13 protein-coding genes are annotated in these 13,041 nt (G+C 49.5%); 4 read left to right on the forward strand and 9 right to left on the reverse strand.

Annotated features, from left to right (window positions below; translation table 11 throughout):
* Positions 1-68: 68 nt before the first annotated feature.
* Positions 69-515, forward strand: coding sequence for a FecR family protein (locus ACR02O_RS15475; RefSeq protein ID WP_225892855.1), 447 nt, complete (start codon positions 69-71; stop codon positions 513-515).
* A gap of 14 nt (positions 516-529) precedes the next feature.
* Positions 530-1,120, forward strand: a complete 591-nt coding sequence (locus tag ACR02O_RS15480; protein ID WP_494521967.1) for an OmpA family protein — start codon at positions 530-532, stop codon at positions 1,118-1,120.
* A gap of 53 nt (positions 1,121-1,173) precedes the next feature.
* Here ACR02O_RS15480 and ACR02O_RS15485 read toward each other — a convergent pair whose 3' ends face one another.
* The 9 genes from ACR02O_RS15485 to rpsB form a co-directional block, all read right to left on the reverse strand.
* The gene (locus ACR02O_RS15485; protein ID WP_458137632.1) at positions 1,174-1,884 is read right to left on the reverse strand and encodes a DsbC family protein; all 711 of its coding nucleotides are present in this window, start codon (positions 1,882-1,884) and stop codon (positions 1,174-1,176) included.
* Positions 1,885-1,947: 63 nt separating this feature from the next.
* The gene (rseP, locus tag ACR02O_RS15490) at positions 1,948-3,312 is read right to left on the reverse strand and encodes an RIP metalloprotease RseP (RefSeq protein ID WP_494521968.1); all 1,365 of its coding nucleotides are present in this window, start codon (positions 3,310-3,312) and stop codon (positions 1,948-1,950) included.
* A 4-nt stretch (positions 3,313-3,316) separates the two neighbouring features.
* Positions 3,317-4,501 carry a 1-deoxy-D-xylulose-5-phosphate reductoisomerase gene (gene ispC / locus ACR02O_RS15495; protein ID WP_458137634.1) on the reverse strand — a complete coding sequence of 395 codons (1,185 nt, stop codon included), beginning with the start codon at positions 4,499-4,501 and terminating at the stop codon, positions 3,317-3,319.
* On the reverse strand, positions 4,498-5,421 hold the full coding sequence (locus ACR02O_RS15500; protein WP_033158770.1) for a phosphatidate cytidylyltransferase: 924 nt from the start codon (positions 5,419-5,421) through the stop codon (positions 4,498-4,500). The genes ispC and ACR02O_RS15500 overlap by 4 nt, the downstream gene beginning before the upstream one ends.
* A 40-nt stretch (positions 5,422-5,461) precedes the next feature.
* Positions 5,462-6,226, reverse strand: a complete 765-nt coding sequence (uppS, locus tag ACR02O_RS15505) for an undecaprenyl pyrophosphate synthase (protein WP_415878344.1) — start codon at positions 6,224-6,226, stop codon at positions 5,462-5,464.
* Positions 6,227-6,238: 12 nt separating this feature from the next.
* Positions 6,239-6,796 carry a ribosome recycling factor gene (gene frr, locus ACR02O_RS15510; RefSeq protein WP_020481855.1) on the reverse strand — a complete coding sequence of 186 codons (558 nt, stop codon included), beginning with the start codon at positions 6,794-6,796 and terminating at the stop codon, positions 6,239-6,241.
* 4 nt (positions 6,797-6,800) lie between these two features.
* A complete protein-coding gene (gene pyrH, locus ACR02O_RS15515; RefSeq protein ID WP_020481856.1) occupies positions 6,801-7,520 on the reverse strand; it encodes a UMP kinase in 720 nt (239 codons plus the stop codon).
* Between the two features lie 83 nt (positions 7,521-7,603).
* Positions 7,604-8,482: a translation elongation factor Ts gene (tsf, locus tag ACR02O_RS15520; RefSeq protein WP_415878345.1), complete on the reverse strand. Its 879-nt coding sequence runs from the start codon at positions 8,480-8,482 to the stop codon at positions 7,604-7,606.
* A gap of 122 nt (positions 8,483-8,604) precedes the next feature.
* Positions 8,605-9,348 (reverse strand): 30S ribosomal protein S2, encoded by a 744-nt coding sequence (rpsB, locus tag ACR02O_RS15525; RefSeq protein WP_020481858.1) that lies wholly within the window; start codon positions 9,346-9,348, stop codon positions 8,605-8,607.
* A gap of 281 nt (positions 9,349-9,629) precedes the next feature.
* On the opposite strand from rpsB, the gene map reads away from it, so the two are divergent.
* Both map and glnD read left to right on the forward strand, forming a co-directional pair.
* Positions 9,630-10,394: a type I methionyl aminopeptidase gene (map, locus tag ACR02O_RS15530; protein WP_494521969.1), complete on the forward strand. Its 765-nt coding sequence runs from the start codon at positions 9,630-9,632 to the stop codon at positions 10,392-10,394.
* A complete protein-coding gene (gene glnD / locus ACR02O_RS15535) occupies positions 10,391-13,036 on the forward strand; it encodes a [protein-PII] uridylyltransferase (protein WP_494521970.1) in 2,646 nt (881 codons plus the stop codon). The genes map and glnD overlap by 4 nt, the downstream gene beginning before the upstream one ends.
* The last annotated feature ends 5 nt before the right edge of the window (positions 13,037-13,041 follow it).

Genomic DNA, 13,041 nt, shown 5'->3' on the forward strand with positions numbered 1-13,041 from the left:
TACACGCTGAATTTCGATACCGCCCGCGCGGCTATTGATGTCCCAAAACACCGTTTGTAGAGGCCATTATGAAACGTCTTTTCGCCTGTTGTAGCCTGGGGTTAGCCCTTTGCATGCCGAATGCGGCATCGGCCGATGAAACAGTCATCGGCTACATCAAAACCATCAACGATCAAACGACTATTGACGAGAGTAGCGGCCCAATCAAAGCCAGCCTTGGTTCGCCAATTCATGTCGGCAACGTTATCAAAACCGACCAAAACGGCGCAGCCGGGGTAACACTGAAAGACAATACCATTTTGTCGATCGGCCCGAATACCGAATTCAAGATAGAAGCATATCAATTCGAACCACAACAGGACAAATTGCAATTAAACGCCAGCTTATTAAAAGGCACCCTGCACTATATTTCCGGCGTCATCGCCAAACTCAAACCGGAAGCGGTAACGGTAAAAACCCCCACCGGCGTGATTGCGGTAAGAGGCACACGTTTTTTAGTCAAAGTTGAAGATTAAACTGAGTATTTGCCATGACGACAATTTCCATACCCAAAACCTTAACATTCGCAGTCGCGCTGGCTTTAAGCGGTTGCGCCAAATCTTATTTGGTCTTACTGGAAGATCACGACGGCTCAACCGGAAAAGTGATTTTCAGCGGTGCCGGCAGCGAAACCGTGGTTGAACAAGCCGGTTTTGGTGCGGCTCTGGATAACTCTAAAACCGTATTCAAAGTAGAACAAGAGAAGATCAATAAGGACTTTGGCCGAGCCTTGGCGTCCGAGCCGGTATTACCGGAAACATTTTTATTGTATTTTGAAACTGGCGGCACCAAGCTGACTGCGGATTCTGCGACCTTGATTCCGAAGATCATCGAAGCCGCCAGCAAACATCCGGCCGCCGATATTTCAGTGATAGGCCACACCGACACCGTGGGCGATGCCGGCAAAAACGAAAAGCTGGCTAATGAGCGCGCCGTTCAGGTCAGCAAGTTATTCGATGCCGGCAAAATGGATGTCAAAGAGGTCGCCGTGACATCGCACGGCGAAAAGAATTTGTTGATCAAGACCGGCGATGAAACGTCCGAACCGCGAAACCGTAGGGTAGAAGTGACGATCCGATAATTTTCTAACCCATCAAACCGCCAACTCGAAAGCTGGCGGTTTTTTGTATTTGCTTATTCGCTGGCCAGCACTTTTGCCAATTGCGCGGCAGGCACATAGCCGGGCAGGATATTACCTTTTTGCGTGACTATCATCGGTGTGCCGTTCATACCGAACGCTTCACCCAAGGCCATATGTTCATCCACTGGATTTTCGCAGGTTTTAGCGTCCAGATGTTCACCCTTCTTAGCAGTAGTTAGCGCTTTGTTTTTGTCGGCGGCACACCAGACTGAGACGGCCTTTTTATAGGAATCCGACCCTTTGCCGGCTCTAGGGAAAAACATATAGCGTATCGTAATACCCTGCGCCATGTATTGATCGATTTCAGAGTGCAACTTACGGCAATAACCGCAATCGATGTCGGTAAAGATAGACACGACATATTTGCTGTTTTCCGGTTTGAAAATAATCATTTTTTGTTCGCCGACTTTATCCAGCGAGGCTTTACGCACCTCAGCCAGCTTAGATTCGGTGATATTTTTCTTTGCTTCGGCGTCAAATAATTGCCCTTGCAGTAAATATTTACCGTCTTCGGATGAATAAAAGATATTGCCGCCCATAGACACTTCGTACAGACCTTTGACTTCCGATGGTTTCACCGAGTCAACCTGCCCACCCGGCATAAAGTTACTCAAGGCTTTTTTTATCGCAGCTTCGTCGGCAAATAATGCTGGACTAGTCAAAGCCAGTAGCGTCAGAGCCAGCGTGTGTGTGATTTTTTTCATGTAATTACCAGGGAAGATTAGAAATGAATGTGGTTGACCACAACGCGGCTGCTTTGTTCAGCGTTATTGAAATAATCTGCCTATATCCAGAAACATCGCCAGACCCATCAGCAGCATCAACAGCAACATGCCGGCCTGTTGAAAATACAGTTGTATTCTTTCCGGAATCGGGCTGCCTTTAACGGCCTCAACGGCGAAAAACAGCAAATGACCACCATCCAACACCGGGACAGGCAGCAAATTCAACACACCGAGACTGACGCTAACCAAGCCTAGAAACTTCAGAAACGCCGTAAATCCCATTTCAGCCGATTGACCGGCATATTGAGCAATGCTGATGGGGCCGCTCAAATTCTCGACGGAAGCCGAACCTACCACCATTTTTCCCATCATTTTTAATGTGGTCACCGCGTAAAACCAAACTCGCTTTCCGGCGACCGGAACCGCATCCCAGGGAGACAAGGCATGGGTCACCATCATGGAGTCCAGCAAGTCTTTCGGCGTATCCACACCGGCGCCGATTTTGCCGACAGCCTTGCCCTCACCCTGCTGTTCGCTACGCGGCGTTATGCTTAAGGATAATGGCGCGCCGCTACGCTCCAGCAATAACTTAATTTCAACATCCGGCCGGGCCTGCACATAATCTACCCATTGTTGCCAGTCGGTAATGGCGGTGCCGTCTGCGCTAATAATTAAATCGCCGCTTTGTAAACCGGCTTGTTTGGCGACACCATCGTCAAGCAGCTTGCCGATAACCGGTTTGATAGTGGGCACCCAGGGCTTCAGACCCAATCGCTTATGCAGCGTTTCCGGCGTTTGCACGTCTTGTTCCGTTAGGTGGATCAAACGTACCTGTTGACTATCGTCTATCGCTTTAGTCACTACGCTGATCTCGGTTTTGCCGTCAATCGCCGAGGTCAGCAAGGTGTCCAGAGCTTCTATCCAGGTAGGCGTGACGGTCTCATCGACGCTGATTATTTCGTCCCCTGCCGCAAAACCGGCCTGCTCGGCCAGAGATCCGGCCTCCACTCCACCGATAACCGGTCTAACGCCCGCTTCACCGATGACCAACACCAACCAAAATAAAACCACGGCCAGCAGTAAATTGGCAATCGGTCCGGCTGCGACGACGGCGGTTCGGGCTAATAGCGGCTGTCGGTTAAATGCGTAAGGTAAATCTTCCGCCTTAACGGCTTCTTCGCGTTCGTCGACCATTTTCACATAGCCGCCCAACGGAATGGCTGCGAGGACGAATTGAGTATCGGCCGAGCTTTTTTGCCAGCTGATTAACGGCTTGCCGAAACCGATGGAAAAACGGATAACTTTGATGCCAACCTTGCGTGCCGCCCAAAAATGGCCGTACTCATGAAACGCCACCAGTACCGCGATGGCGACGATGAAATAAAACAAGGTGTGCAAAGTATCCATCTAACTAGTGTTTGAGTTCGACAATCACTTTATTCGCAACGTCTCTGGCCTGCTGGTCGGCTGCCAAGACGTGTTCGAGCGTATCGGCGCAATCGGCAGTAAATTGGGCCATGCTTCGCTCTATGATGCGCGCAATATCGGTAAAGCGAACCTGCTCGTTCAAAAAGGCTTCCACGGCAATCTCATTGGCGGCGTTCAAAACGGTCGGCATGATGCCGCCGGCTTTGATAGCTTCGTAGGCCAGCCGCAAACACGGGAAACGTTGCAAATCAGGTTGTTCGAAATCCATGTGCTTGACTTCGAAAATATTCAGCGGCGCCACGCCGGAGTCAAAGCGCTCCGGCCAAGCCATGGCGTGCGCGATAGGTGTGCGCATGTCGGGGTTGCCCATTTGCGCTAACACAGAGCCGTCGACGTAATCGACCATGGAATGAATGATACTTTGCGGATGAATCACTACTTGGATCGCATCCGGATCCATGTTGAACAACAGGCAGGCCTCGATCAACTCCAAGCCTTTGTTCATCATCGTCGCCGAATCCACCGAAATTTTCCGGCCCATATCCCATTTCGGATGCGCGACCGCTTGTTCGGGGGTCACAGTATCCAAATCGGCAATTGGCGTTTGCCGAAACGGACCGCCGGATGCGGTCAACAAAATACGTCTGGCCTGTTTGGCAGTATGCCCGGTCGTATAGCCAGCCGGCATGCACTGAAATATTGCGTTGTGCTCGCTATCGATGGGCAGTAGCGTCGCGCCGTTTTCGGCGACGGCTTGCATAAAGATTTGCCCGGACATGACCAAAGCTTCCTTGTTAGCCAGCAATACCGTTTTGCCGGCTTTCGCAGCCGCCAAGGTTGGCAACAAACCGGCCGCGCCGACGATAGCGGCCATCACTGCGTCAACATTGTCCAAGGTTGCTACTTGCGTCAAGGCGTCCGCGCCGGCTAACACCTTAATATCGGCAAGAGGCGAACCGGCGATTTTGTCCTTGAATGCTTGAGCGTTATCCGGATTGGCGACTACCGCATACTCAGGACGATGGGCCAAACATTGTTCGTACAAGGCGTCGATATTACCGTTGGCGGTTAACGCTACCACTTTATATTGGTCGGGGTGGCGCGCAACCACATCTAAGGTGCTGACGCCAATCGAGCCGGTCGCTCCGAGTATGCAAAGACCTTTCATGCGTAAAACACCCTACCAATCAATAAAATCCCTGCATAGAAAAAAGGCGCGGCAGCAATGATGCTATCCACTCTGTCCAAAATGCCACCGTGACCGGGTAACAAGTTACCGCTGTCTTTAACACCTTTTTTGCGTTTTATCAGACTGAAAAACAAATCGCCGTAAATTGAGATCAACACGGTCATCACCGACAATATCAACATATCGGTCCACACCAATCCATTGAGGAAGCGCAACGTTCCGGAGTCAACATCTTCTGGCTGAGTCGCGGTAATCCAACCATAAATAGTAAAACCTATGCCGCAGACAGCCGCGGAAATTAAAGCACCATACATGCCTTGAATGGTTTTACCCGGACTTATTTCTGGCGCGAGTTTATCTTTACCCCAAGTTTTACCAGCAAAAAAGGCGGAAATATCCGCGGCCCAAATCAACAGCAAAAAGTAGATCACCATGCCAGGACCGTAATACGCTCTTAATTTGCTGAGAAACATCCAGGCAGAGAGCAATACCAACCAACCGCTGAAAGTCTTGAGCCGTGCCTTGAATTCGATATTCAACAACTGCGGACCGGCTTTTCTGATCAAAACCATTGTTAGCACCCAGAACAGCACAGGAGCGATAACAAACCACTCTAAAGCATCCGAATAGTCTTTGATTTCCGGCCATTCCATCGCCTCGCTAAGCAACTCCAGCAATACCGTCCAATAAGTAACGCCCAACATCGGCACAATTAAAAACAAGAGGAAAAGTATTTTGCGGATAAGCGTGTTTACGTCAGTCAAGGCCATCCATTCGAAGGCGGCGATCAGCGTAACCACAGCGATAAATAGGGAGAAATAAAGGGCTGGCAGCAGCATAACTGCCGTGATGACCACGGTAGCCAATACTAGCGCGGTTAAGATGCGTTTTAATAACATGTGTGTGGTTTTTTAATTATTATGGTTATAGAAAAAATCCCTAGAGAACTCTGTTATCGATGACTTGTTCGCCAGTGTGCCCAAAACGTCTTTGCCGGCCTTTGAAGCTGCCGATAGCTTTTTCCAATGCTTGCTGATCGAAATCCGGCCAAAGCGCATCGGTAAAATAAAATTCGGTATAGGCCAGTTGCCACAGCAGAAAGTTACTGATCCGTTCCTCTCCGCCGGAACGAATAAACAAATCAGGCTCGGGTAACTCAGCGGTCACCAGATATTGATTGACGAGCTGTTCTGAAATGGCTTTTTCGTCGATCTCGCCCGATTTCACCCCTGCTACGATTTGCCGCAAAGCTTGGGTGATGTCCCAACGTCCGCCGTAGTTGGCAGCAATCAGCAATGTCAATCCATCGTTTTGTGCGGTCTGCCCTTCGGCTGCGGCGATTTTTTCCCGCAGTTTTTCTGGAAACGCGCTTTTATCGCCGATGATTTTCAATCTGATGTTGTTTTTGTCGAGTTTATCGACCTCGGATTGCAGCGTGTTCATGAACAGTTCCATCAACAAACTCACTTCATCTTGCGGCCTGCGCCAGTTTTCGCTGCTGAAAGCGAACAATGACAGCACTTCAATGTTCTCTTTGGCACAATACTCGACGATCTTCCTGACCGCCTTCACACCAGCGTAATGCCCCATGATTCTGGGCATCAAGCGTTTTTGCGCCCAGCGGCCATTGCCATCCATGATGATGGCAATATGCCGTGGATTGCCGTTATTTATCGCCGGTTTATCGTTGTCAGCAGCAGTCATCACGCCTCTCGATTACATGGAAAGCAAATCGGCTTCTTTTTCTTCAAGATGCTTCTCTACTTCCTTGATGTATTGATCGGTGAGCTTCTGGATCTTTTCTTCGGCTTGACGCGCGTCGTCCTCAGAAATTAATTTTTCTTTCAAAGCATCTTTGATCGCGGCATTGGCATCGCGGCGAATATTACGAATCGCTACGCGGCCTTGTTCGGCTTCATTTTTGACGATTTTAACCAAATCGCGACGCCGCTCTTCGGTCAGCGCCGGCAAAGGCAGTCTGATGACGGTACCTTGAGTGGCGGGATTTAAGCCCAAGCCGGACGACATGATGGCTTTCTCGATAGCCTGGATCATGCTCTTTTCCCAAGGCACGACTTTCAAGGTGCGCGCGTCCTCGACAGAGACGTTGGCTACCTGCGACAAGGGCGATTCGTTACCGTAATACGTGACGCTGATTTGGTCCAGCAAGCTGGGATGCGCGCGCCCGGTTCTAATTTTGGTAAATGCTTTTTGTAGGGACTCGATGCTTTTTACCATACGGCTGGCGGCATCTTGTTGAATATCGCTGATCATTCTGTTAGTTCCTCTCGATTAGGGAGCCTATATCTTCACCGCGCATCAAGCGCATAATCGCTCCCGGCTCAAATACATTCATTACCCGCATGGGCAGATTGTTATCCCTACACAAAACCAAGGCCGTGGTGTCCATGACATTCAAACGTTGGTCGATGGCTTCGTCATAGGTCAAGCGGGGATAAAATACGGCGTCAGCCACCTTGTTCGGGTCCGCCGAATAAACGCCTTTGACTTTGGTCGCCTTAATCATCAACTCGGCGTCAATTTCAATAGCACGCAAACTGGCGGCGGTATCTGTAGTAAAAAACGGATTACCGGTACCGGCAGCGAAAATAGCCACTCTACCTTTTTCCAAATGTCTGACAGCCCGGCGACGGATGTAATCTTCGCACACCTGATTGATTTTCAGAGCAGTCATTACTCGGACGGGCTGCCCGAGATACTCCAGCGCGTCCTGCATCGCCAAGGCATTAATCACCGTAGCCAACATACCCATTTGGTCGCCGGTAACCCGATTCAGGCCTTCCGATGCTTTCTCGCCGCCGCGCAAAATATTACCGCCGCCAATCACCAAGCCGACCTGGATACCTGCATCGCACAAGTCTTTCACTTCTTGAGCCAAGCGTTGCACTATATCCGGATCGATACTGCCGCCGCGTTCGCTCGCCAGTGCTTCGCCGCTCAATTTAAGTAAAATTCTCTGACAAATCAATTGACTCATAATCAAATATCCACCGTAAACATGGGTTAAAAGCAACGAACTGATATAAATAAACCCGGCGAACCGGGTTTATTCCGAGGCGTTTAGCCTCTAACTTGTGCCATTACTTCGGCGGCAAAATCTTCTTCTTTTTTCTCAATGCCTTCGCCCACTTCGAAACGAGCAAAACGCACAACAGCATTGTCTTTGGATGCCAGCAATTTACCAACGGTAACGCTGTCGTCCTTGATGAAAGGTTGACCCAACAAAGTCACTTCCGCCAGGAATTTATTGATACGACCACCAATCATTTTTTCAACGATCTCGGCAGGCTTGCCACTTTCCAGTGCTTGCGCGGCAAAAATTTCTTTTTCCTTGGCGATGACATCGGCTGATACTTGATCATCCGATACATATTCAGGTTTAGCAGCGGCAACATGCATCGCCACGTCCTTACCCAAAGCGGGATCGTTTTTGCTTAACTCAACGATAACGCCAATTTTACTGCCGTGCAGGTAAGCCGCCTGACCACCTTCAGTGGTGGTGAATTTAACGAAACGGCGCACAGTAATGTTTTCGCCGATTTTAGCAATCAACGCACGACGGGTATCGTCAACGCTGACGCCGGTGCTCAGTACCATTGCTTGCAATTCTTCGTCGCTGTTGACATTGCTGGTCAACAAACTATTGACGACATCATTAGCAAAACCAATAAAATCATCGCCTTTGGCAACGAAATCGGTTTCGCAGTTCACGTCTACCATAACAACGGTTTTAGCGTCGTCGGAAACTTTAACACCTATGATGCCTTCCGCCGCGATACGGCCGGATTTTTTATCGGCTTTTGCCAAACCGGCTTTACGCATGTTTTCAATGGCCAGTTCCATATCGCCATTGGCTTCAACCAGGGCTTTCTTACACTCCATCATGCCTGAGCCGGTACGCTCACGCAATTCCTTGACCATCGCCGCACTAATACTCATCGTTTTTTCCTCAAATTTTATTAACTAAAAAAACGCCTCACAAAGGAGGCGTTTAAAAGACAGTCTGTTCTGAATACCAGATTCAGCGGCGCTCAACCACCTTGGCCGAGCGCGTTTAAAACTTACGCTTCCGTTACGACTTCTTCGACAAAATCGTCGGCTTTGGCTGAAGCATCCATACGCAAGGCTTTCGCTTCCAGCACGGAAGCCGAAGCACTTTGGCAATACAAAGTCACTGCGCGGATAGAATCGTCATTACCTGGGATAACGTAATCAATTTTTTCGGGCGAGTTATTGGAGTCAACCACGCCGACCACTGGAATGCCCAATTTTTTGGCTTCCATAATGGCATTTTTCTCATAACCTACGTCCAACACGAAGATAGCGTCAGGAGTGCCGCGCATATCTTTGATACCGCCCAAGCTACGCTCAAGCTTTTCCAATTCGCGCTCCATGCCCAAAGCTTCTTTTTTGCTGAAACGTTGGTACAAGGTGCCATCGGCTTTCATCGCTTCCAGTTCTTTCAAACGGTTGATGGATTTTTTGATGGTTTTGAAGTTGGTCAACATGCCGCCCAACCAACGATGGTTGACGTAGGGCATGCCACAACGTTTTGCTTCTTCGGCTACCACTTTACGCGCCGCTTTTTTGGTACCGACGAACAGGATGGTACCTTTGTTGGCGGTCATTTGGCCGAGGTAGTTCATCGCATCATTAAACAATGGAAGTGTTTGTTCCAAGTCGATGATATGAATTTTGTTACGCGCTCCAAACAAGTATGAAGCCATTTTTGGGTTCCAGTAACGGGTTTGATGTCCAAAGTGAACACCCGCTTCCAGCATTTGACGCATTGACACTGCTGCCATTTACTTCTCCTAATATTGCCGAAAATTCGGCGTTGGGTTACGCCTCCACTCGCCCCGATCAGTGACCGAAAATCTGCAATAGACTTTCAGCACCCCACCGACCGTGTCGACAAGTGTGAGTATTGGTTACATAGTGAACTTACCTTTATACCATGATTAGAATTTCACAACAACTTCAAGTCTGATAGACTCCTGTCGGCGCCTGCCTGCGAGAGCATCTTGAATTAAATAGCAAAACCAGGCCCGCACCCGCTTTTATCCTAATAATTAGCCACCTGCCGATGACTATTACCATAAAAACCGCTGAAGAAATCGACAAGATGCGCGTTGCCGGAAAACTGGCCGCCGAAGTACTTGAAATGATCGCCCCCTACGTCGTTGCCGGCATATCCACCGAAGAGCTTGACCAAATCTGCCACGACTACATCGTCGATGTGCAACAAGCCATTCCAGCCCCCTTAAATTATCGCGGCTTCCCTAAGTCGATTTGCACATCCATTAATCAACAGATTTGCCACGGTATTCCCAGCGAGAAAAAACTAAAGAGCGGCGACATCGTCAATATCGATATTACGGTGATAAAGGATGGTTATCACGGCGACACCAGCAAAATGTTTTGTATCGGTGAGGTCAGTCCACACGCCAAACGCTTGGTAGACATCACCCGCGAATGCCTGTTTTTGGGTATAGCGGAAGTCAAACCCGGCGCCCGCCTGGGCGACATAGGCCACGCCATTCAAAAACACGCGGAAAGCAATCGCTACTCTATCGTCAGAGAGTTCTGCGGTCACGGCATCGGCAAAAAATTTCACGAAGACCCACACGTGATGCATTTCGGCAAACGCGGTGAAGGCGAAATAATCGAGCCCGGCATGATTTTTACGATAGAACCCATGCTCAATCAAGGCAAACGCCATATGAAGATCCTTGCCGACGGCTGGACGGCAGTGACCAAGGACCGCAGCTTGTCAGCACAATGGGAGCACACGATTTTGGTGACCGACACCGGCTACGAGATTTTGACGCTGAGACAGGAAGAACTGTGAGCCAAGCGCTGTTCACCGAAAACGATTTTCTCGACTGCTTTGCAGGCGAAAATCCGGTCGCCAAATTCAAGAATGCGATTAACGAAGAAAATGCGCAGTTAAAAATGCGCTTTAACCCGGACCAGGCGACCGTCGGCCTACTGACCGAGAAAGCTCGCTTCATCGATAATCTATTGACCGCCTGCTGGCTACATTTCCTCGACGCAGCCGCTAGCCGCCATAGCCTGATTGCGACCGGCGGATATGGCAGAAGCGAATTGTTTCCCTACTCGGATATCGATATCTTGGTGCTGCTAGACGCCGCCAACCCGATAGACTTTCAACAGCCGGTATCCAGTTTTTGTAATTTTCTTTGGGACATTGGCTTAAAACCAGGACTCAGTACACGCTCTGTAGCAGAGTGTCTGGCGGTTGCCGCGGACGACCAAACCGTCTTTACCAACCTGCTCGAGATGCGCCTGATTACCGGCAACTCCGAACTATTTAGCGATCTAAAACACCAGGTAAATTCTGAAACACTCTGGCCATCGGAACAATTTTTTCCAGCCAAAATGGCTGAACAGCAAAAGCGCTATAGCAAGTACCACGACACAGCTTACAACCTGGAGCCCAACATCAAGGAAGGCCCTGGTGGACTTCGCGACTTGCAGGTCATCAGCTGGGTATTCAAGCGCCATTACAACGCATCCTCTCTCCGCGAGTTGATCAAGTACGGTTTTTTACCGAAATCCGAATACGACAATCTTATTACCGCTCGCGACATCCTCTGGCGCCTGCGCTTTGCACTGCACAATCTGACCAACCGCTGCGAAGACCGATTGGTGTTCGATTACCAACGCGAGCTAGCCAGCCAGTTCGGTTACATCGATAAAAACGAACAACCCGACGTCGAGCAATTCATGCAGTTTTACTTCAAAACTGTCGTGGACATTGAACGCCTGAATGAAATGCTCTTGCAACTGCTGAACGAGAGACTGATCAGCAACAAGGAAAGCCTAACTCCCATCCCTATCACCGCCAATTTTTCATCGATTGACGGCTATCTGGAAGTCAGCCACAAAGACGTATTTCAAAAACAACCGCTGGCTTTGCTGGAAATTTTTTTAATTTTGCAACAATCGCCCTCTTTGAAGGGCATTCGCGCCAGCACCATCCGCTTGATTCGCAAAAACCTACACCTGATCAATGCCGAATTCCGCACCAACAAACAGGCCAACCGCCTATTCATGGATATTCTCAGGCAGCCGCGCGGCATTACCAGCCAACTCAAGCGCATGAACCGTTACGGTGTACTTGCCGCCTATTTGCCGGATTTCGCCAATATCGTGGCGCGCATGCAATACGACCTATTCCACATCTATACCGTGGACGAGCACACTCTGTTTGTTATCCGTAATTTGCGACGCTTCTCGCTGGCCAAACACAACAAGGAATTACCGTTTTGCAATAATATTTTTTTACTGATTTCAAAGCCTGACATTTTGTACATCGCCGCCATGTTTCACGACATAGCCAAAGGCAGAGGCGGCGATCATTCCACGCTCGGCGAAACCATTGCCAACAACTTTTGCCAGCAACACGAATTATCAAGCCACGATACCAAGTTGATCACTTGGCTGGTTCGTCAGCACCTGTTGATGTCAATGACCGCACAACGCAAGGATATTAGCGATCCGGACGTGATCCACACCTTCGCCCAGGAAGTCGGCAGTATAGAGCGGCTAAATTATTTATATTTACTGACTGTGGCGGACATTCGCGCCACTAACCCTAGCTTATGGAATGCCTGGAAAGACGTATTGCTTAAAGACTTGTATATTTCCACCCACCAAGCCTTGCACCGCGGCCTGCAAAATCCGGTGGCCCGCTCGGAACGGGTACAGGAAAACAAAAAAGAAGCGGGCGACGAGCTTTTGAAACTGGGTATATCCAAAACCAATATCACGCAGTCGTGGCAGCATCTCAGCGACGACTATTTTCTGCGCTATTCTGCGGACGAAATCGCCTGGCACACCATCGCCATCGCGGCCTGTCAGGAAAGCGAACTGCCGTTGGTATTACTGCGCCCGCAAACCCAGCGCGGCAGTGCGGAGATTTTCGTTTACACCCGCAACGAAGCACAGATTTTTTCGATTTCGACCGCGACTCTGGACCATTTGGGCCTGACAATTCTGGATGCCAGAATCATCACGACTGCCGATCAATACGTACTGAACAGTTTTCAGGTTTTGGAACAATCCGGCGAAGCCATTAACGACTTGTATCGCGAAGTACATATCTGCACCTCGCTACGCCAAGGCTTAATCGCCAAAAAAGTGAAAGCGTCAAAGAATATCCACAAGCAGTCCCGCCAGGCCCGACACTTTCCGATAGAAACCAGCATCACATTTCTGGAAGATCCGTCGCATAAACACACCGTCATCGAATTAGTGACGACGGACCGCGCCGGCTTGCTATCGACCATAGGTAAGGCGTTTACGGAGCTGGATATTCAACTGCACGACGCAAAAATCACGACGATAGGCAGTCGCGCGGAAGACATGTTCTACATCAGCGACCAGCAGTCGCTACCGATCAGCGATGAAGATAAGAAGGCCCAGATACGCACCACGATGTTGAGATATTTGAGCCTGAAAGGTTAGAGACG

Source organism: Methylomonas sp. PHL2-19 (assembly GCF_059331595.1).

Excerpts from the sequence above, each read along its gene's own strand:
- pyrH (WP_020481856.1), bottom strand. The coding sequence starts at position 7,520 with ATGAGTCAATTGATTTGTCAGAGAATTTTACTTAAATTGAGCGGCGAA.
- frr (WP_020481855.1), bottom strand. The coding sequence starts at position 6,796 with ATGATCAGCGATATTCAACAAGATGCCGCCAGCCGTATGGTAAAAAGC.
- rpsB (WP_020481858.1), bottom strand. The coding sequence starts at position 9,348 with ATGGCAGCAGTGTCAATGCGTCAAATGCTGGAAGCGGGTGTTCACTTT.
- ACR02O_RS15485 (WP_458137632.1), bottom strand. The coding sequence starts at position 1,884 with ATGAAAAAAATCACACACACGCTGGCTCTGACGCTACTGGCTTTGACT.
- uppS (WP_415878344.1), bottom strand. The coding sequence starts at position 6,226 with ATGACTGCTGCTGACAACGATAAACCGGCGATAAATAACGGCAATCCA.
- map (WP_494521969.1), top strand. The coding sequence starts at position 9,630 with ATGACTATTACCATAAAAACCGCTGAAGAAATCGACAAGATGCGCGTT.
- ACR02O_RS15475 (WP_225892855.1), top strand. The coding sequence starts at position 69 with ATGAAACGTCTTTTCGCCTGTTGTAGCCTGGGGTTAGCCCTTTGCATG.
- ACR02O_RS15480 (WP_494521967.1), top strand. The coding sequence starts at position 530 with ATGACGACAATTTCCATACCCAAAACCTTAACATTCGCAGTCGCGCTG.
- rseP (WP_494521968.1), bottom strand. The coding sequence starts at position 3,312 with ATGGATACTTTGCACACCTTGTTTTATTTCATCGTCGCCATCGCGGTA.
- tsf (WP_415878345.1), bottom strand. The coding sequence starts at position 8,482 with ATGAGTATTAGTGCGGCGATGGTCAAGGAATTGCGTGAGCGTACCGGC.
- ACR02O_RS15500 (WP_033158770.1), bottom strand. The coding sequence starts at position 5,421 with ATGTTATTAAAACGCATCTTAACCGCGCTAGTATTGGCTACCGTGGTC.
- ispC (WP_458137634.1), bottom strand. The coding sequence starts at position 4,501 with ATGAAAGGTCTTTGCATACTCGGAGCGACCGGCTCGATTGGCGTCAGC.